Origin of the sequence: Aequitasia blattaphilus, assembly GCF_024721305.1 — a bacterium.
Classification (GTDB): Bacteria; Bacillota; Clostridia; order Lachnospirales; family Lachnospiraceae; genus Aequitasia; species Aequitasia blattaphila.
Genome location: NZ_JAMXOD010000001.1, coordinates 133,029 through 159,041 on the forward strand (window position 1 = coordinate 133,029; position 26,013 = coordinate 159,041).

Annotated in this window: 25 protein-coding genes and 1 other RNA gene; 17 read left to right on the forward strand and 9 right to left on the reverse strand. The window is 39.5% G+C overall.

Translation table 11 applies throughout. The features are described from left to right. The first annotated feature begins 22 nt into the window (after positions 1-22). The 4 genes from NHH15_RS00635 to NHH15_RS00650 all read left to right on the forward strand — a co-directional run bounded on the left by NHH15_RS00635 (position 23) and on the right by NHH15_RS00650 (position 3,311). A complete protein-coding gene (locus NHH15_RS00635) occupies positions 23-1,012 on the forward strand; it encodes a hypothetical protein (protein ID WP_262064701.1) in 990 nt (329 codons plus the stop codon). 79 nt (positions 1,013-1,091) lie between these two features. After that, positions 1,092-1,844 (forward strand): LPXTG cell wall anchor domain-containing protein, encoded by a 753-nt coding sequence (locus NHH15_RS00640; protein WP_262064702.1) that lies wholly within the window; start codon positions 1,092-1,094, stop codon positions 1,842-1,844. A 4-nt stretch (positions 1,845-1,848) separates the two neighbouring features. After that, a complete protein-coding gene (locus tag NHH15_RS00645; protein ID WP_262064703.1) occupies positions 1,849-2,403 on the forward strand; it encodes a signal peptidase I in 555 nt (184 codons plus the stop codon). Continuing rightward, positions 2,400-3,311 (forward strand): hypothetical protein, encoded by a 912-nt coding sequence (locus NHH15_RS00650; RefSeq protein WP_262064704.1) that lies wholly within the window; start codon positions 2,400-2,402, stop codon positions 3,309-3,311. The genes NHH15_RS00645 and NHH15_RS00650 overlap by 4 nt, the downstream gene beginning before the upstream one ends. A 40-nt stretch (positions 3,312-3,351) precedes the next feature. Here the strand turns inward: NHH15_RS00650 and NHH15_RS00655 are convergent, their stop codons facing one another. Genes NHH15_RS00655 through nadA form a run of 4 tightly spaced genes read right to left on the reverse strand, consistent with a single transcriptional unit; the run spans position 3,352 to position 6,941 of the window. Then, a complete protein-coding gene (locus NHH15_RS00655; RefSeq protein ID WP_262064705.1) occupies positions 3,352-3,867 on the reverse strand; it encodes a transcription repressor NadR in 516 nt (171 codons plus the stop codon). 16 nt (positions 3,868-3,883) lie between these two features. Beyond that, a complete protein-coding gene (gene nadC / locus NHH15_RS00660) occupies positions 3,884-4,738 on the reverse strand; it encodes a carboxylating nicotinate-nucleotide diphosphorylase (RefSeq protein ID WP_262064706.1) in 855 nt (284 codons plus the stop codon). Beyond that, complete coding sequence (locus tag NHH15_RS00665) at positions 4,701-6,023, reverse strand: L-aspartate oxidase (RefSeq protein WP_262064707.1); 1,323 nt, start codon at positions 6,021-6,023, stop codon at positions 4,701-4,703. The genes nadC and NHH15_RS00665 overlap by 38 nt, the downstream gene beginning before the upstream one ends. Positions 6,024-6,032: 9 nt before the next feature. After that, positions 6,033-6,941: a quinolinate synthase NadA gene (nadA, locus tag NHH15_RS00670; protein ID WP_262064708.1), complete on the reverse strand. Its 909-nt coding sequence runs from the start codon at positions 6,939-6,941 to the stop codon at positions 6,033-6,035. 168 nt (positions 6,942-7,109) lie between these two features. Here nadA and NHH15_RS00675 point away from each other — a divergent pair, with 168 nt between their 5' ends. Together NHH15_RS00675 and NHH15_RS00680 are read left to right on the forward strand one after the other, a co-directional pair. Continuing rightward, entirely contained in the window at positions 7,110-8,177 is a 1,068-nt protein-coding gene (locus NHH15_RS00675; RefSeq protein WP_262064709.1) for a D-alanine--D-alanine ligase family protein, read from the forward strand. A 3-nt stretch (positions 8,178-8,180) separates the two neighbouring features. After that, on the forward strand, positions 8,181-8,966 hold the full coding sequence (locus tag NHH15_RS00680; protein WP_262064710.1) for a ZIP family metal transporter: 786 nt from the start codon (positions 8,181-8,183) through the stop codon (positions 8,964-8,966). A 32-nt stretch (positions 8,967-8,998) separates the two neighbouring features. Here NHH15_RS00680 and NHH15_RS00685 read toward each other — a convergent pair whose 3' ends face one another. From NHH15_RS00685 to NHH15_RS00695, 3 genes are all read right to left on the reverse strand, one after another. Further along, positions 8,999-10,021: a sugar kinase gene (locus tag NHH15_RS00685; RefSeq protein WP_262064711.1), complete on the reverse strand. Its 1,023-nt coding sequence runs from the start codon at positions 10,019-10,021 to the stop codon at positions 8,999-9,001. Positions 10,022-10,108: 87 nt separating this feature from the next. Continuing rightward, positions 10,109-11,134, reverse strand: a complete 1,026-nt coding sequence (locus tag NHH15_RS00690) for a sugar kinase (protein WP_262064712.1) — start codon at positions 11,132-11,134, stop codon at positions 10,109-10,111. A 17-nt stretch (positions 11,135-11,151) separates the two neighbouring features. Then, entirely contained in the window at positions 11,152-12,111 is a 960-nt protein-coding gene (locus NHH15_RS00695) for a bifunctional 4-hydroxy-2-oxoglutarate aldolase/2-dehydro-3-deoxy-phosphogluconate aldolase (RefSeq protein ID WP_262064713.1), read from the reverse strand. 128 nt (positions 12,112-12,239) lie between these two features. Here NHH15_RS00695 and NHH15_RS00700 point away from each other — a divergent pair, with 128 nt between their 5' ends. Continuing rightward, positions 12,240-13,001 carry an IclR family transcriptional regulator gene (locus tag NHH15_RS00700; RefSeq protein ID WP_262064714.1) on the forward strand — a complete coding sequence of 254 codons (762 nt, stop codon included), beginning with the start codon at positions 12,240-12,242 and terminating at the stop codon, positions 12,999-13,001. On the opposite strand, the gene NHH15_RS00705 is transcribed toward NHH15_RS00700, so the two are convergent. Beyond that, entirely contained in the window at positions 13,002-13,631 is a 630-nt protein-coding gene (locus NHH15_RS00705; RefSeq protein WP_262064715.1) for an HAD family hydrolase, read from the reverse strand. Positions 13,632-13,810: 179 nt separating this feature from the next. Here NHH15_RS00705 and NHH15_RS00710 point away from each other — a divergent pair, with 179 nt between their 5' ends. The 8 genes from NHH15_RS00710 to tadA all read left to right on the forward strand — a co-directional run bounded on the left by NHH15_RS00710 (position 13,811) and on the right by tadA (position 23,152). Continuing rightward, on the forward strand, positions 13,811-14,572 hold the full coding sequence (locus NHH15_RS00710; RefSeq protein WP_262064716.1) for an SDR family oxidoreductase: 762 nt from the start codon (positions 13,811-13,813) through the stop codon (positions 14,570-14,572). Positions 14,573-14,592: 20 nt separating this feature from the next. After that, positions 14,593-15,978, forward strand: coding sequence for a GntP family permease (locus NHH15_RS00715; RefSeq protein WP_262064717.1), 1,386 nt, complete (start codon positions 14,593-14,595; stop codon positions 15,976-15,978). 72 nt (positions 15,979-16,050) lie between these two features. Next, positions 16,051-16,794 carry a FadR/GntR family transcriptional regulator gene (locus tag NHH15_RS00720; RefSeq protein WP_262064718.1) on the forward strand — a complete coding sequence of 248 codons (744 nt, stop codon included), beginning with the start codon at positions 16,051-16,053 and terminating at the stop codon, positions 16,792-16,794. After that, the gene (ilvD, locus tag NHH15_RS00725) at positions 16,772-18,490 is read left to right on the forward strand and encodes a dihydroxy-acid dehydratase (RefSeq protein WP_262064719.1); all 1,719 of its coding nucleotides are present in this window, start codon (positions 16,772-16,774) and stop codon (positions 18,488-18,490) included. Before NHH15_RS00720 ends, ilvD begins: the two co-directional genes overlap by 23 nt. A 91-nt stretch (positions 18,491-18,581) precedes the next feature. Then, positions 18,582-20,264 (forward strand): glycoside hydrolase family 2 protein, encoded by a 1,683-nt coding sequence (locus NHH15_RS00730; protein ID WP_262064720.1) that lies wholly within the window; start codon positions 18,582-18,584, stop codon positions 20,262-20,264. Positions 20,265-20,372: 108 nt separating this feature from the next. After that, a complete protein-coding gene (locus tag NHH15_RS00735) occupies positions 20,373-21,239 on the forward strand; it encodes a hypothetical protein (RefSeq protein ID WP_262064721.1) in 867 nt (288 codons plus the stop codon). A 15-nt stretch (positions 21,240-21,254) separates the two neighbouring features. Next, a complete protein-coding gene (locus NHH15_RS00740) occupies positions 21,255-22,670 on the forward strand; it encodes a deoxyguanosinetriphosphate triphosphohydrolase (protein ID WP_262064722.1) in 1,416 nt (471 codons plus the stop codon). Positions 22,671-22,678: 8 nt separating this feature from the next. Further along, positions 22,679-23,152, forward strand: a complete 474-nt coding sequence (tadA, locus tag NHH15_RS00745; protein WP_262064723.1) for a tRNA adenosine(34) deaminase TadA — start codon at positions 22,679-22,681, stop codon at positions 23,150-23,152. Between the two features lie 15 nt (positions 23,153-23,167). Here tadA and ffs read toward each other — a convergent pair. Then, an RNA gene (ffs, locus tag NHH15_RS00750) (signal recognition particle sRNA large type) lies at positions 23,168-23,431 on the reverse strand. A gap of 57 nt (positions 23,432-23,488) precedes the next feature. On the opposite strand from ffs, the gene NHH15_RS00755 reads away from it, so the two are divergent. Next, positions 23,489-25,180 (forward strand): B12-binding domain-containing radical SAM protein, encoded by a 1,692-nt coding sequence (locus NHH15_RS00755; RefSeq protein WP_262064724.1) that lies wholly within the window; start codon positions 23,489-23,491, stop codon positions 25,178-25,180. Then, entirely contained in the window at positions 25,180-25,824 is a 645-nt protein-coding gene (nth, locus tag NHH15_RS00760) for an endonuclease III (protein ID WP_262064849.1), read from the forward strand. The genes NHH15_RS00755 and nth overlap by 1 nt, the downstream gene beginning before the upstream one ends. Positions 25,825-26,013: the final 189 nt, after the last annotated feature.

The window sequence follows — 26,013 nt, forward strand, 5'->3', positions numbered from 1 at the left end:
TAGTTTACAGGAGGAAGAAGGAATGAAAAAGAATAAGGCAATGAGAATGGCATCAGCCCTTTTAGTGGCTACTCTTCTCACAACGTCAGTTATTAGTGGAGTATTTGCGAAGTATACCACAAAAGCAGAGGGAAACGATACTGCCCGGGTTGCAAAATGGGGAGTTGTGGCTAAGCTGGAGGGATCACTGTTTGGTCCGGAATATGCAGATGCCGCAGGAGGAAATACCGTTGACACATCGGGCAAGACGATTTCTGTCTCATCAAAAATGGGAAGAGACAGTTCCGATGCAGGCTACGGAGAGAATCTAGTAGCCCCAGGAACAAAAAGTAAAGACGGAGCCTTTACCTGCACCGTTACAGGTACGCCAGAGGTTGCCGGCGTTATTGACATAAAGGCAAAAGGGAAAAATATTTCTTTAGCCAAAGGAACTTATGCAAGGATGACGTTTGTTGGAAAAATCACGAAAGATGAGTATGATGCTGGTGGAGAATATTATTACGACTATAAGAGAGATAATGATCCAAATAAGGAGAAAGCAGGTTATCGAAAGGCTACTTCGTGGGAGGCCAGCAAAGAATACTATCAAGCTGAAGAAATATGTACATTAGATACAGACTATTACCCAGTTGTCTTTAATCTTTCAAGTACAAGCAATACGGTTTCATCCGACAGTTTGGCGGCAATTATAGGGCAGCTGAACACAGCAGCTTCCTTTGCACCAGGTGACACACTTGATACTAAGGTTCCGCAGATATCTTGGGAGTGGAAGTTCTGTAATAGTTCTCCAGCTTGTGGAGGATATAGCACGGAGACAGGTAGTGGAGCTTCAGCTTGTGTCTATTGTATTGCAGATACCATTTTGGGAGATGTCATGGCAGGTCATGACCCTTATATCTATACATCCGGTACGAATACGGATGGTGGCGGTCCATATTATCCGATGGCTTCAAATAAGAGTATCACAAATCTTTCGCTGGATATCAATATGGCGGTAAGACAAGTAGACTAGTCTGAGATACGAAGAAGATAGTACCCCTCAGTTTGCAATAGGGCTGAGGGGTAAAGTTTCATTATAAAGCAGGGTGTAAATGGAAAAAAGAAGTGATAAAAAGAAAGAGATATTCATAGGTTTTCTTATACTATGGGTTATTCTGTCTGTGGCAATATTAGGGAATCGATTAGTGGAAGCAGCAAAGGCTGAAGGAAATACGATTTCCTTGCTGCAAACGACTGGAACTTCTGCCAATAATGAGGAGCAGATATGGGAAACAACAACAGAGATTGAGGTTTTTCGTGCCGCCTATCAAAACGACAGCAAAGAGATTTCAGTTTTGTCTTCTAATGAGGATAAGGTAATTGCCCCGGGAACGAATCAAGAATATACTTTTAAAATCAAGAATAATAGTGATGAGACTATGAGCTATAAAATGACCTGTGAAGTTTTCACAGAGCCAAAGGATTTGTTTTTTCCAGTTGAGATGTCTCTAAAAAGTTACAGTGGAAGCTACCTTTTAGGTGACGAAGACACCTTAGTAAATGTGGAGGATATTTCACTGATTACGGATTTGGCAGATTTGGCAGGGAATCATTATGCTTTCTACACCTTGAACTGGCAATGGCCCTTCGAGTGGGGAAATGATGAATATGATACTTATCTGGGAAACAGGGCTGTGGAGGAAGATTTAAAGGTAACCGTCGTCATTAAGACAATTGCAGAGATGGATACGGAAAGAAACGGAGAACCAAAAACAGGAGATGGTGCAAAAATCAAGTTGTGGCTTGGGATTGCAGGATTATGTTTGCTGATTATAATTGTTTTATACTTCAAAAGGAAAAAGTAGGAAAATGAAAAGATCAAAAGCAATTATTCGAACGATTATGCTTTGTATGGTAGGAATATTCATAGGAATCAGCCTCTATATGTTTAATGCAAACAAAATAATGGGAAATGCACTTCCCATGCCTTTCGGATACGGAGTGGCTATGGTACTATCTGGAAGTATGGAGCCGAAGCTTTCGGTAGATGATTTGATCTTTGTGAAGCAGACAGATGATTTTAAGGAAGGTGATATTGTTGTCTATCAGGAATCAGGATACCTGATAGTACATAGAGTTGTCAGCATGGATGGAGAGCGGGTTCAAACAAAAGGAGATGCAAACGATACAGGTGATGAGCCAATTGAGAAAAAGAAAATAGAAGGTAAGGTTATTGGCAGAGTTCCCTTTGTTGGAGGTATTATAAAAGTTCTTAAAACCCCAGTTGGTACAATCAGTGTGCTTGTGTTGGCCTTTTTATTATTGGAGTTTTCCTATAAAAAAGAAAAGAACAAAGATGATGAAGAAATTGAAAAGATAAAGGAAGAAATTGAAAGGCTTAAGAAAGAGGAAGAAGCAAGATGAAAGAAAACAGAGTAATGCGGATCGTAGCTTTTCTTTTACTAGGGGGATTGGTATCAACGGCTATTGTAAGTGGAGTGACTGCAAGGTATACCAGTAAAAAAGAGGGGAGCTATTCTGCAAAGGTTGCACCCAGTGGCGTTCTTACCGCTACAACAGGTACACTTTTTCATGAAACGGTTGAACCCAACACGACCAGTCCAGAGGGCGGATTGACACTGGGGGTTCATGGGGTTTCAGAGATGCGGGGAGAAGTTTTATGCTCAGTAGATTATCAAAATATTTTTCTGGGAGAAGGGGTCTGGGGAATTATGATTCCAGATGAAAGCGTAACGGAAGAATCTTATGGATATAGAACCTATTACACGTTTGATTCTACAAGAGAAGTATACACAATAGAAGATACGTTTGCTCCAGATAAAGTATATTATTATATGGAAAATGAGGTTTATGTTGAGCCAGGAGGATATTGGCCGATTGCCTTCCAAATAGCAGATAATAGCGGAGGATATGTGGTGCAGGAGGATGCAAAAACGACAACAAATACTCTGGAAGAAGCAGTAAACGTAATGGAAAGCGGAGTAACAGGAACCTTTGAAGCATATGAAAATTTAACAGATCGTTTCGGAAACCAAAATATAACATGGAGTTGGATGAACTGTATAAGGGATAACTTCTGTGAAAAAAATGGCATTGTAATTGAAGGTGGAGAAGGAAGTGAAGGAAATATCTGCGATAATTGTAAGCGTGACAGAATCATACAGAATCTGATGAATGGAAGCACAGCGAGTGTTGTGAGAAAAGAATCAGAAGAACCGGAAATAACCTATAAAATCCAGGATCATACATCAGACAGATGCAATCTTAATGTGGATTTGAATTTAAATATTGTGGTAAACCAAATCGATTGATACAAACCAAAAGGGGCTCATCTCAGGATGGCCCCTGAATTTAAATAATCAGGTATTTTTTTTCTTTTAAGGCGTTTTCCACATCATCCAATATCTCTTCGGAATCTGCTTCGATGGTATGGTAATGATAGCCAGAAGTAATATTCATAAGTGGAGTGGACTTTCCGGATTTTATATCATTCAAAAAAAGGTTAGCATCCCGCCGGGATTTGATATTCATCGGTGCTTCTACACGTCCATAAATTTTATGATTCACAAAAACATTGAGAATGCGGGCTCCATGATCGACAAAAGTATAGAGTTCATCCAGTATATCATCGGAACTGTGTCGAACCTTAAGAATGCGACGAGGAGTATCTGTATCCCCGGCAGTATTTAGCACATACCCTTTATTAGTGGCAACAATATTATAATCAGCAACACGAAGAAGGGCAATATCTTGTACAATAACCTGACGGCTTACTTGAAAATGTTTGGCAAGCTCGCTTCCGGATATGGGTATATCAGCGTCCTTTATATGTGATAATATGAGTTCTCTTCTCTTTTCCCCAGTCAAAAAAATACCTCCCATTCTATACACTGTGTAAATTTTTAAGTGATAAATCCAATATTGGTGAAGAATGTGTTAATGCTCCACTTGATATAAAGTCTACACCAATGGAGGTATAGTTTTCAACATTTTCTTTTGTGACATTTCCAGAACATTCGGTTTGTGCTCTTCCGTCGATATATTCAATTGCCTCCTTCATTTCTTCAACAGACATATTGTCCAGCATAATAATATCAGCACCAGCTAAAACAGCTTCTTTTACCATGTCAAAATTTTCTACTTCCACCTCAATTTTACGCACAAAGGGTGCATATTCCTTTGCCATGCGGACTGCATTTGCGACTCCACCGGCAGCACCGATATGATTATCCTTTAGTAAAATTCCGTCAGATAAATTATAGCGGTGGTTGTATCCCCCGCCAACAGTAACTGCGTATTTCTCAAATATACGCATATTAGGAGTTGTTTTTCTGGTATCTAACAGTTTTGTCTTGCTTCCGTTTAAAAGCTTGGCTATGCTATTGGTATAGGTGGCAATTCCACTCATTCGTTGAAGAAAATTAAGGGCAGTGCGTTCTCCGGAGAGAAGTACTCTGATGTCCCCTCTTAACAATGCAAGATGCTGACCCGGTTTTACCAAATCCCCATCCTTTACAGTGAATATAATTGCTACAGAAGGATCTAAAAGCTGGAATACACGTTCAAAAACACCGAGGCCGGCAATAATACCTTCCTCTTTGCAAATCAAGGAAACTTCTCCTTCCTGCCCCTCTGGCATGACGGAGTTTGTCGTAATGTCTTCGCTGGTAATATCCTCCTTTAAAGCCTGTAATATTAAATCATCCGCATTTAATCCCATTGATATTTGATCTCTCATGATGTTTTCTCGTCCTTTCGATTTCATCTTTTACAAGTTTACGATACGTCTTTTTCAAACCTTCATAGTCCTCATAAGGCTCTAAGCTTATGCGGTTTGTATGGCCATGGTTTACGATAGAGGTACTAATTGTTTTCTTAATTTCCTGAGCACATCGTTTGGCAAATACAAGGCTTTCCAATAAGGAATTACTAGCCAGTCGGTTTGCCCCGTGAACCCCATTGCAGCTGGTTTCTCCTATGGCGAAAAGCTGAGCCATGGAAGTTGCACCCCTGGTATCGGTTTCGATACCGCCCATATAGTAATGCTGAGCTGGTACGACAGGGATACATTCTTGTGTTAAATCATAGCCCTCTTCTAAACAGCGTTGATAGATATTGGGAAAGCGTTCCAGTATCTTTTCTTTGGAAAGAGCCTCCAAAGACAGCCATACATAAGGGGTATTGTCAATCTCCATTTGCTTGTATATTGCATGGGCTAACAAATCCCGGGGAAGAAGCTCGTCAACAAATCTTTTCATCTGTGCATCGTACAGAAAAGCCCCTTCACCCCGGAGAGATTCGGAAATTAAAAAGCGCCTTCCCGGTTTCTTCATATATAAGGTAGTTGGATGAATCTGCACGTAATCCACATCTTTGAGCTTGATACCGTTCTTTATCGCAACAGCTAAACCATCTCCGGTTAAATGCGGGTAATTGGTAGAGTGCTCGTATAGTCCGCCAATACCTCCGCAGGCCAGGACTGTACGGCTGGCTTCAATTTTGATTAAAGAGCCATCTATTGTACGACCAATAATACCATAGCAGGTGTTTTTTCCGCAAATAAGGTCTACCATAGTAAGATGGGGAATAAGCTCGATATTATTCCGTTCTCTGACCCTTTGAAGAAGCTTTGTGGTAATTTCCTCGCCAGTAATATCCTTGTGATAAAGGATACGTGGTTTGGAGTGGGCTCCTTCTCTGGTGAATTTAAGATGCTGATTTTGACGTTCAAATTCAACGCCGTAGTAAATTAAATCCTGTATGATTTTCTGGGAAGATCGAATCATAATGTCTACGGATTCCTTACAATTTTCATAGTGGCCAGCTTTTAAAGTGTCCTCCATATAGGAATCATAATCCTCAGAATCCGGGAGGACGCAGATACCCCCTTGTGCCAAAAAAGAATTACTCTCGGATAAATCCTTTTTAGAGATTAGAAGGATATTCAAATTCCTTGGTAAATTTAAAGCACAGAACAGGCCGGCAACACCTGTTCCAACAATAATTACATCTTTTCTTCTCATGTCATTTCCTCATTTTGCTAATTCAAGCATCCGCTCTAATGGTTTATAGGTTTGTTGTCTTAAGTCTTCATGAATAAGCACTTCGTTTTCTCCAGTTTTTAATGTATGATGGACTTTCTCTAAAGTGATTTTCTTCATATCAGGACAGATTTGTTTAACTTCTACACTATGAAAAATCTTGTTGGGGTTCCTTCTTAAGAGTTCATGGGTTACGCCTGTTTCCGTACAGAGAATGAATTCTTTAGCATTACTGTTTGTAGCATATTCTATAATTCCAGAGGTACTTCCCACATAGTCACCAAGTTCGATTATTTCCATAGGACATTCTGGGTGTACCAGAACCTTCGCAGCTTTTTTCTCCCACATTAGCTGGATTAGATTTTCTTTCTGTATACTGGCATGAACGTGGCAGTAACCAGGATTGAAAATAAAATTCTTTTCCGGAAGCAGGGAGGCAATATAGCGTCCGAGATGCTCATCCGGGATAAAAAGAATATTTTTGTTGGGAAGTGCTGCTACAATTTTCAGTGCATTTGATGAGGTTACACAAACATCTGAAACAGCCTTTAGCTTTGCAGATGAATTGATATAACAGACAACAGCAAGGTCTTCAGTTTCTTCACGCAATTTGCGAATGTGTTCTGCTTCCGCCATATGAGCCATGGGGCAATCGGCTGTTGGTTCTGGAAGAAGAACGGTTTTTTGAGGGTTTAGAATTTTTGCACTTTCACCCATAAAGGACACACCACAGAATACAATTGTATTTTGAGGTACTTTTGTTGCAAGTTCACTTAGATAGTAGGAATCACCAATATAGTCTGCGATTTCCTGGATTTCATCTGGCACGTAATAGTGAGCGAGTATAACAGCATCCTTTTCCTTCTTTAGAGATTCAATCTCTTTTACTAGTTTTTTCATAACATCCTCCTCGTGGCAATTCACTGACAGTCAGTATAACACAAGTGTTTACAGGTGACAAGACAGATGCAGGGGTAAGATATATTATCCTTTACTTTTTTTGATGAATAAATCATAATAAGGAATATGAAACAGATTTAGAGTGGTGGTTTAGAAGGGAGAATGAATATGGGAAAACAAAGGGTAGTGGTTTTATTTGGCGGACAGTCTTCGGAACATGAGGTGTCTTGCTTATCAGCTCAGACAATCATAAAGAATATTGATACAGATGAAAATGACATTTTAATGGTAGGTATTACCAAAGGTGGTAAGTGGATACTGGTAGATGAGTTGGCAGATATTAAAAATAATACATGGAGAGAAAAAGGTTATGAAGTAGTGATTTCTCCAAATGCAGAGAAAAAGGAACTGATTATTTTGAAGGATGAAACGTACAAAACGCAGAAAATTGACGTTGTATTTCCTGTTCTTCATGGACTCTATGGAGAGGATGGTACGGTTCAGGGGTTATTAGAGCTAAGTAAAATACCTTATGTGGGTTGTGGGGTTTTATCTTCAGCAGTATCTATGGATAAGCTTTATACGAAGATTATTGTAGACGATTTGGGAGTGAAACAGGCAGAATATGTGGGTATTCGCAGAGATGAATTAAAAGATATGGATAAGGTAATTCAAAGAGTGGAGGCGAAGTTTTCTTATCCCGTTTTCGTAAAACCTTCAAGGGCAGGCTCATCTTGTGGAGTGAGCCGAGCAGATAATGGAAAGGAATTGATTGATAGTTTAAGACTTGCGGCAGACCATGATCGTAAAATCCTGGTGGAAGAGGCAATTAAGGGGAGGGAGATTGAGTGTGCTGTGTTGGGCGGAGAGGAAGTAGTTGCTTCAGGAATTGGTGAAATACTTGCAGCAGCGGATCATGCTTTTTATGATTACGATGCCAAGTATAACAGCGAGGAATCGAAGACGGTGATTAACCCGGAAATGCCCAAAGAGGTGGTGGAGAAGATTCAACAAGCATCCAGAGATATTTTTATGGCAGTGGATGGATTTGGTTTGTCCAGAGTGGATTTTTTTGTGGAGAATGGAAGTAATGAGGTAGTATTTAATGAGATTAATACTCTGCCAGGGTTTACTTCAATTAGTATGTACCCAATGCTTTTTGAAGCAGCGGGAATTGACAAAAAAGAATTGGTTCGCAAGCTTATTCAATTAGCAGTGGAAAGACAGGAGGCATAAAGTATGAATTTATTTGGGGGATTAATGATTCCCTTTATTGGAACTTCTCTTGGAGCAGCGTGTGTTTATTTAATGAAAGATGAGATGAATATCCAGGTGAGAAAAGCTTTGCTTGGATTTGCATCTGGGGTTATGGTTGCTGCATCAGTATGGTCTTTGCTGATACCAGCTATGGATATGTCAGAAGATATGGGACGCTTTGCTTTTGTACCGGCAGCAGTTGGATTTTTGCTGGGAATACTATTCCTATTAATTTTAGACGAGATCATTCCTCATCTTCATGCAGGAAGCGAAGAACCTGAGGGAAAACATACGAAGAGAACACTCAAAAAGAATACGATGATGGTATTGGCAGTTACTCTTCATAACATTCCGGAAGGTATGGCAGTAGGAGTTGTATTTGCAGGAGTATTAGCAGGAACAGAGAATCTATCTATGGCGGGAGCGTTTGCGTTATCGATTGGTATTGCAATTCAGAATTTTCCCGAGGGTGCAATTATATCAATGCCTCTGAAAAGTGAAAATGGAATGTCGAAGAATAAAGCATTTTTAGCGGGATTGGGTTCTGGGATTGTCGAGCCGATTGCAGCAGTCATTACGATTGTCTTAACAAGATTTGTAACACCGATACTTCCTTATTTACTGGCCTTTGCAGCTGGAGCCATGCTTTATGTGGTGGTAGAGGAATTGATTCCAGAAACGGCAGAAGGAAAGCACAGCAACTTAGGAGTCATAGGGTTTGCTGTGGGATTTGTAATAATGATGGTATTAGATGTGGCATTAGGATAAAAACCTCCCTATTTTATAGGGAGGTTTTTGTATTATCGATCCATTTCTAATTTGATGCCAGTATTTTGATGCTCTTTTATAATTCTTTCGATTTCATCTAAGGTAGAAGAAGGCATATCACCTGGGATTGTGTTTTTTACGGAGCCAGTTGCATTTCCATATTGTAAAGCTTTTTCACAGTCCATATTTGTGGAAAGAAGTCCATAGAGGACACCGGAGATATACGCATCACCGCTGCCAATGCGGTCTACAACGTCAATACTCTTATAGGGGTCTTCCGTATAGTAATAGTCTTTTTCTGCATCATAGATTACAGAGCCAAAATCATGAATCTTTGGGCTGTGTACAATACGTTGTGTGGATGCAACAACGGAAATATTGTATTCGTCTGAGAATTCTTTCATCATATCAGTTAAAGCACCATTTTTTTTGAAGGTGAGCTTTGCTGTGTCCTCTGAGCAGAAGAATATATCTACGAAGGGAAGAATTTCTTCAATTGTCTTACGGGCTTCTTCGCCGGTCCATAAATTTCCACGAAAGTTTACATCAAAGGAAATGAGAGTACCTCTTTCTTTGAACCGTTTTATCATTTCGATTGTTGTAGCTCTCGTATGTTCTCCCAGGGCTAACATAATACCTGTGGTATGAAAGATTCTGGCAGATGAAAAGAGGGAGGCATCATAGTCGTTTAAATTGATTTTATGAATAGAGGTATAGTCTCTGTCATATACCACACTAGGTTTTCTGGGGTAAGCTCCGTTTTCATAATAGTAAATTCCCAGTCTTTGGTCATCAGCGGCATCATAGGTTAGGTAGTCATCGCTGACACCAAAAAAACGCACCCTGTTTTTTACATATCGTCCCAAACTGTTTTGGGGCAGTTTGGAAATGATTCCGGTACGCAGTCCTAAAAGAGACACGCCAGAGGCCACGTTTAGTTCTGCGCCTCCTACTTGTTTGTAGAAGAGGTCGCCTCGGTCTATTCTTTCATTGTCAGGGGGAGATAAACGAAGCAATATTTCTCCCAGGGTTAATAAATCAAAATCTTTACTCATAAGAACCTCCTTATGTGCATAAGGGGATCCAATAAAATTGGCTCCCCTCTTTATGCATTGCGACTTTATGATATCAATAGTATGAAATTAGCGTTGTACACGTCCGGAACCATCTCCTCCGGCAAGTTTTAGGACTTCATCTTTGGAAACCATGTTATAGTCTCCTTCAATAGAATGTTTTAGGCAAGATGCTGCAACAGCGAACTCGATTACGTCTTGGGGAGATTTTTCATCTAAAATAGCAGTAATTAGACCGCCACCGAAGCTGTCACCGCCACCAACACGGTCCACAATACGCATTGCATATTTTTTGCTGAAGAAATAATCATTCCCATCGTAAAGCATAGCAGACCAGTTGTTGTCATTGGCCGAGATGGATTCTCTCAGAGTAATTGCTACGTGAGTAAATGAAAAACGATTCATCAACTCTTTCGCAACTTCTTTATAGCCTTCGTGATTTACCTCACCAGTTGTTACATCAGTATCTTTTGCCTTGATTCCAAATACATCCGATGCATCTTCTTCGTTTGCAATACACACGTCAACGTATTTACAGATTTCGCCCATAACCTTGGATGCTTTTTCTTTTGACCAAAGTTTGTTTCTATAATTTAGATCACAAGAAATAGTGATATTTTTTTCTTTTGCTTTTTTACAAGCTTCAATACAGATATCAGCTACATCGTCCCCAAGGGCAGGAGTGATACCGGTAAAATGAAACCAATCAACATCCTGGAAAATTTCATCCCAGTTAAAATCTTCGGATTTTGCAGTTGCAATCGCTGAACCTGCCCGGTCATAAATTACCTTTGAAGGTCTTTGAGACGCTCCTTTTTCAAGGAAGTAAATCCCTACTTTTTCTCCACCTCTTGTGATATGAGAAGTGTTAACACCAAATTTACGAAGGGAATTTACAGCAGCTTGTCCGATTTCGTGTTTTGGGAGCTTTGTTACGAAACTTGCATCCAATCCGTAATTTGCTAAAGAGACAGCTACGTTTGCTTCCCCGCCACCGTAGGTGGCACCAAAGGTATCAGCTTGAACAAATCGTGTATATCCTTCAGGTGCTAATCGAAGCATTACTTCTCCAAATGTTACTACTTTTTTTGCCATGATACTTCTTTCCTTTCCTATTTCTGTAATAGATGAATTGCGAATCCACCGATTTCTTTTTTCATGTAAATTGCGACTAATTTATCGTTTTTGTATTTCCCGGTTGATTGATCAAACTCTACGCCTTGGGTTTCCAGATAGTTGACGGCACGGTTCAGACTATTGGTCTTAATTGCAATATGACCCTTTGCGCCGAGATAAGGGCTTTTCATAGCTTCTATAGCAGTACCCGCAAAGACAGAAGATGTTCCTTCCTTATTCTCAAATCCAAAAAGTGAAGAGAAGGAAGATGCAGTGTCAGAAGCTTCTTTTTCATCATTGCAATTGATGCCAAGGTGGCCGAGTTCAAAACCAAGCATGGTCATAACGGCTTCTTTGGTCAGCTCTGTTATTTTTGCAAAATCTTTTGCTTTTACAAGCTCTCCTTTTACCATCCAGCTTCCGCCGCAGGCTAAAATTTTATCGAATGCAAGATAATCATTAATATTGTGAGCACCGATTCCACCTGTTGGCATAAATTTGACCGTTGTATAAGGCGCCGCCAAAGACTTAATCATATTCAATCCCCCAGAAGCTTCGGCAGGGAAGAATTTTACAACTTCTAAGCCAAACTCAAGGGCTCTTTCTATATCGGAAGGGTTTGAAGCTCCCGGTGTGATAGGGATATTGTTTTCAACACAGTATTTTACAACAGTAGGGTTAAATCCGGGGCTAACGATGAATTTTGCACCGGCGGCTACCGCCTTTTTAACATTTTCAATGGTAAGTACAGTACCTGCGCCAACTAACATATCAGGAAAAGCCTCTGTCATTTTTTGAATGGATTCTTCAGCAGCGGCAGTACGGAAAGTTACCTCTGCCAGAGGCAAACCACCCTCGATTAAAGCCTTGGCCAGCGGAACGGCATCAGCAGCATCGTCTAATACCACAACGGGAACAATACCAATTTTTTGAATATCCTCTAATACTTTGTTCATAACAACCTCCTAAATTTCATATCGTGAAACTACATTTTGTAATGTGAAACTATGTACATATCACCATTATAGCGCTATAATAGAATCTGTCAATGTATTTTTAGAAAAAAATAAATTTGGAGGTTTATATGGAAATGAAATCAAACCCGATACAGGTTGCAGATAAGCTCTTTGCAGTGATCGAACTACTAGCGGCTAAAGGTTCTATGGGGTTAATCGATATAAGTAATGATTTGGATTTAAATAAAACAACGGTACACAGGTTACTGAATTCTCTTGTTTATATGGGATATGTTTTTCAGAACCCGGACACTCATAAGTATCGGCTTGGGTTTAAAATCTGTGGAATTTCAAATCAGATATTGAATCAAATCGATATTACAAGGGTTGTAAGACCTTATTTGAAAGAATTGGTGAATCTTACAGGGGAAACTGTACATTTGGTACAGCTCGATGGAATAAATGCTGTTTATATTGATAAGATTGAATCTACAACGAATTCGATTCGACTGGTTTCTCAGTTGGGAAAGCAGCTTCCCCTCTATAGCTCTGGAGTGGGAAAAGCCTTGATGGCGGATATGATGGAAGAAAAAGTAGTCCGTATATGGGAAAAAAGTGAGGTCAAAAAAGTAACAGAGCACACAATAACAGATTTTGCAGTTTTACAAAAGGAGTTAAAAGAAATAAGGAGCAGAGGGTACGCAATTGATAACGAAGAGAATGAGGAGGGAATCCGCTGCGTTGCTGCGAGCTTAGAAACAAAGAATGCTGGCTCATCCTATGCCTTTAGCATTTCAGCACCTATTTACCGGATGGATGAAAATAGAATAAAAGAAATAGCCAATCATATTTTAACCATTAAAGGGAAAATACAAGAGGCTATATCATAGTTACAACTCTTTCATAATAGTAGGCAGCTCACAGAAGCTGTCTATTTTTTTGTGGTAGCCTTCGACTTCACCAAAACCATAAGCGGCATAGATAAAAGGAACCTTTGCTTTTATAGTGGCTTCGTAATCGCCTTGAGTATCTCCGACATAGACGGGAGATTTCATTTGATGCTTTTCCACGATTTCCATAATATTATCACCCTTTGGATTTCCAGTGTCCCCAGGACATAAGTGATCTGCAAAGTAATGGGAAAAGCCTGTGGCAGCCAGGAAGTCCTCAATATAACCTGCCTGACAATTGCTTACAATATACAGCGGATACGTTTTCTTTAATTCTTTTAAAGTTTCTTCTAACCCAGGATAAAGAACTCCGGATGAAACTTGCAATTCTTTATGCTCTTCTTCTATACATAATTCGATGAGTTCCTGGTGTTGTTCTTTTGTGCAGTCTGGAAAGAGCATGACAGCAATATCAATTAAAAGCTTTCCTAAACAAGCACCAATTTGTTCCTTCGTAAATTTTGGATCAACGCCGGTGTATTTCTTCGCAGCCCTTGACCATGCGACAGCTACTAACTCGGTAGCATCCCATAGGGTTCCATCCAAATCAAAAATAATTCCATCTACCATAATCTTTCCTTCTCCTAGTTTTCTTGTTAATCTCCATTTTAGTTGAATGTGCATAAAAAGTCTAGGTTTTAATTAGAGATATCGCTGAAATAATAAAACATAATTGACAAAGAGAGGAAAGAGAAATATTATTATAGGCATAAGACGTATGACGACATATGTCTGGAAAGGAGCACCAAATGAATCTATTTGATATTACTGGAAAGAAGGCGATTGTCACTGGTGGAACAAGAGGCTTAGGCTTAAGTATGGCAGAAGGCCTTATGGAGTCTGGTTGTGAAGTAGTAATCGTAGGAAGCAATGAGAAAGTATATGAAACCGCCAAAGAGTTTTGTGGCAAAGGATATATTTGTCATAGTATCAAAACGGATTTGTCAAAGAGAGATAAAACCTATGAATGTTTTAAGGAATGTATGAATAAACTTGAAAATGAAGTGGATATTTTAGTGACAGCTCATGGTCTGCAAAGAAGACATAGTGCGGAAGAGTTCCCAATTGAAGAGTGGGATGAAGTTTTAAATGTGAATTTGAACTCTGTTTTTATTCTTTGTCAAGAAGCAGGGAAGGTGATGCTTCAAAAAGGATATGGTAAAATTATTAATATTGCATCGATGATGTCATTTTTCGGAGGTCAGACGATTCCGGCATATGCAGCATCAAAAGGAGGAATCGCTCAGCTAACAAAAGAATTAAGCAATGATTGGGCAGCAAGAGGTATTAATGTAAATGCTATTGCACCTGGATATATGGCAACAGAGATGAATGAAGCATTGCTAGATCCATTAAATCCAAGATATAGCCAAATCACAGAGCGTATCCCTAAAAAGAGATGGGGAACTGGTGATGATATGAAGGGAGCTTGTATTTTTTTAGCATCGAAAGCAAGTGATTATGTAACTGGAACGATTCTACCTGTAGATGGTGGTTATTTAGTAAAGTAAAGAGTGAGAAAGGGATTATTATGTTTGGAGAAAAAATTGTAACGGGACCGTTATTGATGGGAATTTTTATTTTAGCAATTGTAGTGTTATTAGTTTTGATTATTAAGTTTAAGCTGAATGCATTTGTTGCTCTTTTGGTAACAGCTTTTGCAACTGGAATACTGGTAAATATGCCTCTCAATGACGTGGCACAGACGGTAACAGATGGATTTGGAGGAACCTTAGGAAGCATCGGTATGGTAACTGGACTGGGTGTAATGCTGGGGAAATTCATGTTTGAATCTGGTGGGATTGAATCCATATGTAACAGGATTTTAAAGGTTTTCGGAGATAAAAAATCACCGATTGCAGTTGCACTTTCTGGATTTATTACCGGAATTCCAGTATTTGGAGATGTGGTTTACATTATGTTTGCACCAATGCTCCGGGTCTTGTCTAAGAAGACCAAGATTTCAATGGTAACTTATGCCTGTGCAATTTCTGTGGCAACAACCTGTACCTTTGCCTTGGTTCTTCCCACAGCCCCACCTCTTGCAGTGGCTGAAACGGTTGGAATTGATATTGGAATCTTTTTCTTTTATGCTCTGATTTCTGCATTTGTTGGAATGTTTGCTGGTGGAATAATCTGGGGTAAGATCTTGGATAAACAGGATCAGAAAAAAGGACATTTTTATACATTTGACGATTTGGAAGAGGAAGAGGCACAAATCGAAAAGAAATCCGACAAAGAACTTATGGGGGCAGGAAAAGCTCTTTCAATTTTATTAGTTCCTATTATTCTTATTTTATTAGGAAGTTTTGTTCCTTTAGCAGTGGGCAGTGACGCGGCGATTATGCCAGTAGTTACTTTTATTGGAAATAAGAACTTTGCTATGATGTGTGGAGTTATTTACGCAGCACTGATATCCAGAAAATATATCGAAAAGACAGCGACAGATGTGATGACAGAAGCCGCGGATCAAGTGGGACTTATTCTATTGATTACAGGTGCCGGTGGGGCTTTTGGTAAGATTCTTCAGGCAACAGGAATAGCAGATTACGTAGCCGGATCACTTTCCCAGTTTAGTATTCCTATTTTAGTGCTGTGTTTCTTAATTGCACAGATTATTCGATGCGCACAAGGGTCAACAACAGTAGCTCTCATGACAACAGCAGCAATTTTGGCCAACACAATTGCAGCAAGCGGTGTTTCACCTATACTTTGCTCCATTGCAATTTGTGCAGGTGGAATTGGTTTGTCTTTGCCAAATGACTCAGGTTTCTGGGCAATCAGCAGATTTTTCAGAATCTCTGTTACGGATACCATAAGAGGATGGACCATAGGAGGATTTATAGCCGGAGTTGCAATATTGATTTTTGTGTCAGTACTTTCATTATTCCAAGGTGTACTGCCAGGACTTGTGTAAATTCACTTCAAAAGTATATTCTTTTCATGCTATACTGTGAGTGTTGAAAAAGTACGAATGGTGGGGACAAATATGGAAAAATCATTTAAGGCAATCGGACAAAAAGCACAAGTTTTACCGGAGCAGGTAGCAGAGCAGATTAAAGAGTTGATTATTGTAAATAAATGGGAAGCAGGACATAAGCTTCCCAATGAATTCGAGATGGCTGACCAGCTAAAGGTCGGACGTGGTACTATTCGAGAGGCTGTTAAGATTTTAGTGGCTCAAAATATTGTAGAGATTCAGAGAGGAAGAGGAACCTTTGTGAGTGACAAGCCGGGAGTGGTTGATGATCCCTTAGGTCTTTCTTTTATGAGTGATAAACACAAACTCGCATTGGATATGTGTGAAACCAGATTGATGATTGAGCCTCAAATTGCAGAGATTGCTGCAAAACGTGCAACGGCAGAAAATATTCAAGATTTAGAGCGATTGTGTAAATTGGTAGAAGATAAAATTCATCAAAATATTGCACATACTCAGGAGGATGTTGATTTTCACGAAGCAATTGCTGCATGTACGGGAAATCAGGTAGTACAGCAGATTGTACCAATTATTCAAAGCAGTATCATGCTTTTTATAGATATTACAAAATCTGGTTTAAAGCACCATACAATCGAAGAGCATCGCATGCTGGTTGAGGCAATCAAGGAGCATGATACCAAAAAAGCAAATGAAGTTATGACCGCCCACATAAAACAGAATCAGAGAAACATCGAGCTGATCATTGGGGAGTCTAAGAAAGGTGATAAAAATGTTGAAAAGTCAGGAACTTAGAAAAGTGGCTCCAGAACTTGATCCCTTGAGACTGGGTACAGGCTGGAAAGTTGAAGATTTAGATAAGCCACAGATTATGATAGAAAGTACATTCGGAGATAGTCATCCGGGGAGTGTGCATTTAATAGAGCTTGTGGAGGAAGCACGCCAGGGAATTGAAGAAGAAGGCGGAAAAGGAGCCCGGTATTTTACTACAGATATTTGTGATGGAGAGGCTCAGGGACATGATGGGATTAATTACTCTCTGGCATCTCGGGACACCATTGCAAATATGATTGAGATTCATGCTGGAGCAACGCCTTTTGATGGAGGTGTCTATATTGCAAGCTGTGATAAAGGGATGCCGGCACATTTGATGGGGTTGGCACGAGTAAATATGCCAGCTATTGTAATGAGTGGTGGTGTAATGGATGCGGGACCAAATCTTTTGACTCTTGAGCAAATTGGCGCATACAACGCTATGTATGAAAGAGGAGAAATCACAGAAGATGAGTTGAAGTTTTATAAGCATAATGCATGTCCATCTTGTGGAGCATGTTCTTTTATGGGAACAGCCTCCACCATGCAGGTCATGGCAGAGGCATTAGGACTCAGTCTTCCTGGGAGTGCTCTTTTGCCTGCAACAGGAGAGAAGATTAAGGAGTATGCAAAGAGTGCAGGGAAGCAGGCAATCTATCTTGCAAAACATAATATTAAGCCAAGGGATATTGTTACATTAAAATCATTTGAAAATGCAATCATGGTTCATGCAGCGATATCCGGGTCTACAAATTCCTTGCTTCATATTCCGGCAATTGCCCATGAATTTGGAATTGAAATTGACGGAGATACCTTTGATCGTCTACATCGGGGGGCGCATTACTTACTCAATATCAGACCGGCAGGAGAATGGCCAGCACAGTTTTTCTACTATGCAGGTGGTGTTCCACGAGTGATGGAAGAAATCAAGAGTGTTCTCCATTTAGATGTCATGACTGTTACCGGAAAAACCTTGGGAGAAAATCTGGAAGAGCTTAAGCAAAACGGTTTTTACGAAGAATGTGAAGCTTATTTAAAGGACTATGGAATTCAAAGAGAAGATGTGATTCGTTCCTTTGATAATGCTTTTGGAGAAGATGGAAGCATTGCAATATTAAAAGGGAATCTGGCACCTCTCGGAGCCGTCGTGAAACATACTGTTGTGCCAAAAGAAATGTTTGAGGCAAAGTTAAATGCCAGGGTTTTTGACTCGGAAGAAGAGGCAATAGATGCTGTTTTAACCCATAAAATCAGACCGGGAGATGCTGTGTTTATTCGTTACGAGGGTCCAAAAGGAAGCGGGATGCCAGAGATGTTTTACACCACAGAAGCCATTGCATCTGATGAGGAATTGAGTGCCTCTATAGCTTTGATAACAGATGGAAGATTTTCAGGGGCATCAAAAGGACCGGCGATTGGACATGTCTCGCCAGAAGCAGCAGAGGGTGGCCCGATTGCATTGGTTGAAGAAGGAGATGTTATCGAAATTAATATTCCGAATCGAGTTTTACGAATCTGTGGCATACAAGGGGAAGAGAAAAGAGAAGAAGACATACTTGCTGTTTTAGAAGAACGAAAGAAAAAGCTGAAACCATTTACAAATAAATATACAAAAGGTGTTTTAAAATTATTTGCAGATCGCGCAGTATCTCCAATGAAGGGTGGATATATGGAGTAAAGTGTGGTAATCTAAAAATAAAAAAAGAAGACTGCTACAAGAAATATATTCTTGGGTGGTCTTTCTTTGAATATTACAGGAGGAAATGCAGATGCAGGAATATCCAAGACCAATGCTAAGAAGAGACAGCTTTCTTTCATTGGACGGCACATGGCTCTATGCGATTACAAGAAAGCCTCAAAAACCAAAAAAATTTGACGGCAATATACGAGTGCCTTTTTCGCCGGAAGCGCCACTCTCAGGAGTGAATCGGAAAGTGCGTCCTTACGAATATTTGTGGTATCGCAAGGAGTTTCAAGTAGAAAAAGTTCATGGAATGAGATGGATTCTTCATTTTGGAGCTGTGGATCAGATTGCTTTTGTATACATCAATAATATATTGGTTCAGAAGCATGTGGGCGGATATACTCCGTTTTCTGTTGATATTACACCATGGATCCAGAAAGACAATACAGTGGAAGTGATGGTAAAAGATTTTACGGATTCCTCTTATCTGGCAAGAGGGAAACAAAGCCTTAAACCAGGGGGAATGTTCTACACAGGACAGAGTGGAATCTGGCAAAGTGTATGGTTAGAGGAGGTTCCAAGGGAATACATTCAAAACATTGTCTATACTCCCATTTATGATGAAGAAGCAATCCAAATACGAGTGGATGGGAACCAAGATGCTCCGGTGGTAATTGTCATTGGTGAAGGAGAGGAACGCATTACATTTATTGGGAAAAGCAATCAAAACAATATTATAAAGATTCAGAATATGAAATCCTGGTCACCAGATAATCCGTATTTGTATCCGGTAGAAATTACCTTTCGGGAGGATAAGGTCAAGAGCTATTTTGCCATGCGTAAAATTGAAATAAAGAAGGATGGGGAAAATATACCGAGAGTCTATCTGAATAATGAAGCTTGTTTCCAGAAAGGAGTCATTGACCAAGGATATTGGCAGGAGGGCTTGATGACACCTACCTCGGATTGGGATTTTATCCGGGACATTCAAAACATGAAAGACTTAGGATTTAATATGATACGCAAGCATGTGAAGATAGAGCCACAACGTTGGTATTATCACTGTGACCGTCTGGGAATGATGGTATGGCAGGATATGATTAATGGAGGAGAGGGACATAGGCCTTGGTTTATTACTTATATGGCGACTCTCTTTGAGTGGACTCATATTTCATTGAAAAATCCACCGGAAAGTTTGACAGGACGGAAGAAAAAAAATGCAAAACTGCGATTTATTAGAGAAATGAAGGATACCATTAAAGTGCTTTATAATCATCCGTCTATTGTCTGCTGGACGATATTCAATGAAGGCTGGGGACAGTTTGAAACCAACTTTATGACGGACATAGTTCGGAAAATAGATGCTTCAAGATTAATTGATCAGGCAAGTGGATGGTTCGATCAAAAAGGTGGAGATTTTAGAAGCATCCATAATTATTTTCTTCCCTTGAAGATAAAGCAAGAAGCAAATCGAGTTGCTGCCCTCACAGAATTCGGTGGATATTCTTATAGCATGAAAGGACACAGAACGAAGGAGAAAACATATGGATATCGTATTTATAAGAGTAAAAAAGCTTTGACAAAAGCTTATGAGTCCTTAATGAAGAGAGAGGTGATTCCTCAAATTAAGAAGGGATTGTCCGTTGTAATTTATACACAACTTTCAGATATTGAAGAAGAAACAAACGGAATATACACCTACGATAGGGAAGAATTAAAAATAGAAAGGGAAGTAGTCCTAAGGTGTAATAACTTATTAAAGTATTAAAGTGTTGATATTAGGAAAAGTATTTGTTAATATTAGATGGAATAAACGGGTTTATCAAGAAACGGAAAAATTTACAAAGAGCGAAATTAGTATTACAAGGAGGAATATATGCCTAATTTAACATTTGCAGAACAAGTAAAAATAATTTTAAGCCGTAAAGGCATGACCATTAAAGAGCTGGCAGAAACCATTGAAGGACAAACTGGAAAAAAGATGTCCAGACAAAATTTAACACAAAGGTTAGGGCGAGATAATTTCCAGGAGAAAGATATGAGGATGATTGCCGAAATCTTAGGGTGTGGATTTCAATTGGATATCTTAGGTACTGCTGTAGAAGAACGTATGACAGTAAAACCGGTATCAAAGCCGGCAATCGAAATTATTCCCCAGGAAGAAATGCTGGAAGAAGCGGAAAGAGACATCACAGTGGGTGAACTTGTAGATATTAGCCAGGAGTTAGATGAAATAGAGAAGCAAGCAGATCAGGAAATTCAGCCAGAAGAGCCAGCTTTCCAGCCAGAAGAGTCTGTACCTCAGCCAGAGCTTTCACTTTCGGAAGAAGAAATGACTGCGATTTTAAATGATGGAGAAGTAACGCTGGAGGAAACAGCTAAGAAAGCTGGATGGAAGGGTTATTTATCAGGCATCTTTAAGAAAAGCAGTAAGGAAGAGGAAGATGGAACTGGACTTGAGGAAGTGGAAGAAGAGAAAGATGTAATTGCATCTCAGGGAGAGAAATCATCAGAAACCCCAGAAGCCAAAGGGGATGGAAAAGCAGAAATCAATCCTTTTACTGGAGTGGAATATGAAAGCAACAGTGTTCGTGTGCACCCGAATCGAATCGGATATGTACAAGTCTATGACCGAAAAGACCACAAATGGACAGATATGACGGAGTGGGCATTTCTTGGCTATCAGGAAAGAAAGAAGGTTCTTCTTGGAAAAGACTATGAACCACCAATTTATTTAGACTAGAAAGTGAGAAAGAAATTGAATTGGAAGCAGCTATTATCAGATAAAAGAAGCAGAGGCGCATATACAACGGGTGCCCGACGAGAGAATCCGGATTTACGGAGCGAATTTGAGAAGGACTATCACAGAATTATTGGAAGCGCGTCCTTTCGAAGACTTCAGGATAAGACACAAGTATTTCCTTTGGATAAAAGTGATTTTATTCGGACTCGTTTGACTCATTCTTTGGAGGTTTCATCCTTCGCGAAATCTTTGGGACAAAATATAGGAGAAAACATTCTGTTTTATGAAAAGGATCCGGATTTCACACCGCGGATGAAGGAGGACATCAGCTCGATCCTACAGTGCAGCGGTTTAATACATGACATTGGAAATCCGCCCTTTGGACATTTTGGTGAGACCGCTATACGTGAATGGTTTCAAAAAAATTTGAAGAATATTTCCTTTCATGGTCGAAGTGTTGAGGAAGCATTATCACCGCAAATGCTAGAGGATTTGTATCATTTTGAAGGAAATGCCCAAGCATTGCGGTTAGTAACGAAGCTTCATTTTTTAGTGGATGAGCACGGAATGAATTTAACATATGCGTTGTTAAACACCATTGTAAAATACCCGGTTTCTTCCCTGGAGATTGATGGGAAATCGAAAGATATAAAATACAAAAAACTAGGGTTCTACTATGCAGATGAGGATATTTACAAGGAAATAGAGGAAGCCACTGGGACAAAAGGGGCGAGACATCCTTTGACATTTATACTGGAAGCGGCAGATGATATTGCCTATAAGACGGCAGATATTGAAGACGCATACATAAAGGGGATGTTATCTTATCAAAGACTTTTTGAGGCATTAAAAGAGCTTGAGGAAGCCCATCCAGAGGAGGAATTCAAACCGGCAGCTATTTTATCAAGACTGTATAATAGAGGGGTAGAAAAGCAACTGGAAAAGCCGGAAGAGTACGGGGTAAAGAATTGGATTATACGGGTGCAAGGCTATGTAATAGGTGGAGCGACCAAAGGTTTTACAGACCATTATGATGAGATTATGTCCGGAACCTATCAGAAAGATTTGTTCTATGGAAATTATGTAAAGGATATTATGGATGTTTTGGGAAAACTTGCCTATGAGGAGGTATTTACTTCACGAAAAATCTATGGAATGGAGGCTCAGGAAGCAGTGATTCTAGAATTTTTGCTGGATCGTTTTATGTCTGCAGCAATTAAATTCGATGATGATCAGCCGCTGACTTCCATTGACAAAAGAATGATTGCATTTATTTCCAGTAATTATCTTGAGGCGTATCACACGCATGGAAAAGGGAAGAGTAAGGAAGAAAAACTTTATCTACGTCTCCTTTTAGTTACAGATTATATCTGTGGAATGACTGACAGCTATGCAAAAAGGCTGTATCAGGAATTGAATGGATTTATGTAGGGGGTCAAATGATAAAGACAGATGAATACTATATGAAGGAAGCATATAAGCAAGGAAAGAAGGCGTATAAGCTGGGAGAAGTTCCAATTGGGTGTGTCATAGTGCATCAGGGAGAAGTTATCGGAAGAGGATATAATAGACGCATGAAGGATCAAAACACCTTGTCTCATGCCGAGCTGATTGCCATCAAACGTGCCAGCAAGAAGCTTAATGACTGGAGATTGGATGATTGTACGATGTATGTGACGTTGGAACCTTGCCAAATGTGTGCCGGTGCAATTGTTCAAGGACGCATTAAAAGGGTGGTAATAGGCTGTATGAATCCGAAGGCCGGCTGTGCAGGATCCATTTTGAATCTTTTGGATATGAAAGAATTTAATCATCAGGTAGAGATTACTTCTGGAATAATGGAAGAAGAATGTGGAAAGCTTATGAAAGATTTCTTTAAAGAATTGCGAAAAAAAGGCAGTAATCCATCTTAGGATTGCTGCTTTTATACGTGCGTTACGCTTCGAATCAAGTTTCATCTGCGTTACCTTGGTAGTTGACTAGACCCAGGCTACCTTACGGCACCCGAAAGGTTCCACTTAGTGCTGCTTCGTTCCCGACCTGACACGATTCATGGATTTTCGTCGCGTAAGACCCAAATCGTAAACGCCACTTGCCAAGGGCAGCCAAACAAAATCTGACCCTCTACGTAACATCACCCCTGCTATAGCGGATTGCAGGTGCAAGGTACCGCTAACACCCCGGCTGCACGAGTCTTTATTTTACATGGTTCTTGCATAAAAGTCAAATCCCTTTATAATGGAGATATGATGAAAATATTATTAATTGCAATTAATTCAAAGTACATACACTCAAATTTAGCTGTGTATAGCATCAAAGCCTATACAGAGCAGCATTGTCATGAAGAGAAAGCGGAGTTGATTATCAAAGAATATACAATCAATCAGCAGAAGGATGATATCTTGATGGACATCTACAAGGAGGGGGCAGATATTCTAAGCTTCTCCTGCTATATTTGGAACATCGATTTTGTAACAGAGCTTGTAGGAGAACTAAAAAAAGTCAAATCTGGGACAGAAATATGGCTGGGTGGTCCGGAGGTGAGTTTTGATACCATTAATCGGATGGAAGGGAACAAGAATATTGATCTTATTATGGAGAAAGAAGGAGAAGAGACTTTCCTTGAATTAGTGGAGGGAAAAGAAAGAAAAAAGGTCAAAGGGATTACATATCGTGATTCACTGGGGAAAGTACAAAGAAATTCACCAAGAGAGATTATGGATATGAGCCGAATTCCATTTGTATATGAGGATATGTCGCCATTTGAAAACAAGATTATTTACTACGAAAGCAGCAGAGGATGTCCTTTTTCATGTAGTTATTGTCTCTCATCGGTAGATAAGAAGTTGCGGTTCAGAGAAACGAATAAGGTATTAAACGAAATCAAAAAGTTTCTGGAAATGGAAATATCTCAGGTAAAATTTGTAGACAGAACCTTTAATTGTAATCCGAATCATTCCAGAGAAATCCTGAAATTTATTCAAAAGAATGACAATAGAATTACGAATTTTCACTTTGAAATTGGAGCAGATTTGCTTCGGGAAGAAGATTTTCAAATCATTGAAAAAATGCGTCCAGGGCAAATTCAGTTTGAAATTGGGGTACAATCCACCAATGAAGATACACTAAAAGAAATCAGGCGAGTAATGAATTTTGACCAGGTGGCAGCCTGTGTGAGAAGAATTAAAGAATATAATAATACACATCTGCATTTAGATTTGATTGCCGGGCTTCCCTTTGAAGGAGTGGAGAGCTTTAAAAGATCATTTAACATGGTTTATGATTTGCATCCGGAGCAACTTCAGCTGGGATTTTTAAAGGTTTTAAAGGGCTCCTTTATGGAAGAAAATGCAAAAGAATATCAGCTCACGTATAAGAGTCATCCGCCTTATGAGGTTTTATCTACAAAATGGCTGTCTTATGATGAAGTTATTAATCTTAAGAATGTGGAAAACGTTCTGGAGATATATTATAACAGTGGACAGTACAGAAATACGATAGGTGTCCTGGAAAAAGAGTTTCCAACCTATTATGATTTTTATAGTCAGCTTGGTGCATTTTATGAAGAGCAAGGGTATAGCAAAGGACTTCATAAGCGAGGAAAGCAGTATGAAATCCTTTTGGATTTTGTCAGTGCAACAATGAACAAAGATATTGAAGAATATAGAGAGCTTCTTACATTGGACTATTATCTAAGAGAAAATGCAAAATCCAGACCAGAATTTTCTTTTCCGCCAGTGCTGTCCAAGGATGAGGTGGCAAAATTTTATGAAGAGGAGTCCAGCAATTATAGGTATTTAGAGAATTATCAGGGCTATGATAAGAATCAGATGAGAAAAATGACTCACTTAGAGAAGTTTCCTCTTCTTGGAAAGACCTATCTTTTTGACTACCGCAGGAGGAATCCGATGAATTATGAAGCAAGGACGTGGGAAATATGATTAAGAAGAGAACAAAAGAAATTATTGAGATCTTTGATAAAGAATTCGGAACGACAATTGTGCATTATCTGGACTATGAAAATGCGTGGCAGCTACTAGTTGCCACAACTCTTAGTGCTCAGTGTACAGATGCCCGGGTAAATATTGTGACCAAGGAATTATTTAAAAAATATCCTTCGATAGATGCTTTGGCATCTGCAAATCTAAAAGATGTTGAAGAAATAATTCGCTCCACAGGTTTTTACCACAATAAGGCGAAAAATATTATTGGAAGTATGAAAGAAGTAAGAGACCGCTTTCATGGTGTGGTGCCCAGTGGGATTGAGGAGCTGACTAGCTTGCCGGGAGTGGGAAGAAAAACGGCCAATGTAGTGCGTGGCAATATTTTTCATGAACCTAGTGTGGTGGTAGATACCCATGTAAAAAGAGTTTCCAATCGTTTGAAGCTTACGAAAAATCAAGATCCAGTAAAAATAGAGATGGATTTGATGAAAGAATTACCAAAAGATCACTGGATTCTTTTTAATATACAGGCGATTGCATTTGGGCGCAAAATCTGTCATGCCAGAGGACCTAAGTGCGATATTTGCTCTTTCCAGCGCTATTGTAAAAAATATCAGGAAGATATGAAGGGAAAAATTTGATTTCTTACTATTTAACGTTTAGAATATAAGGAGTAAATTAAAGAAGGTGTAGGACGTATGAATTTTAACAACAAACGAACAAAAAGAATTGTATCCATTGTAATTCTCGTTATTATTGCTGCAATGCTTTTGACAAGCATTGTTCCATATCTTTAGAGGCTGAATGAATCATGGGGAAAATCAGTCAGC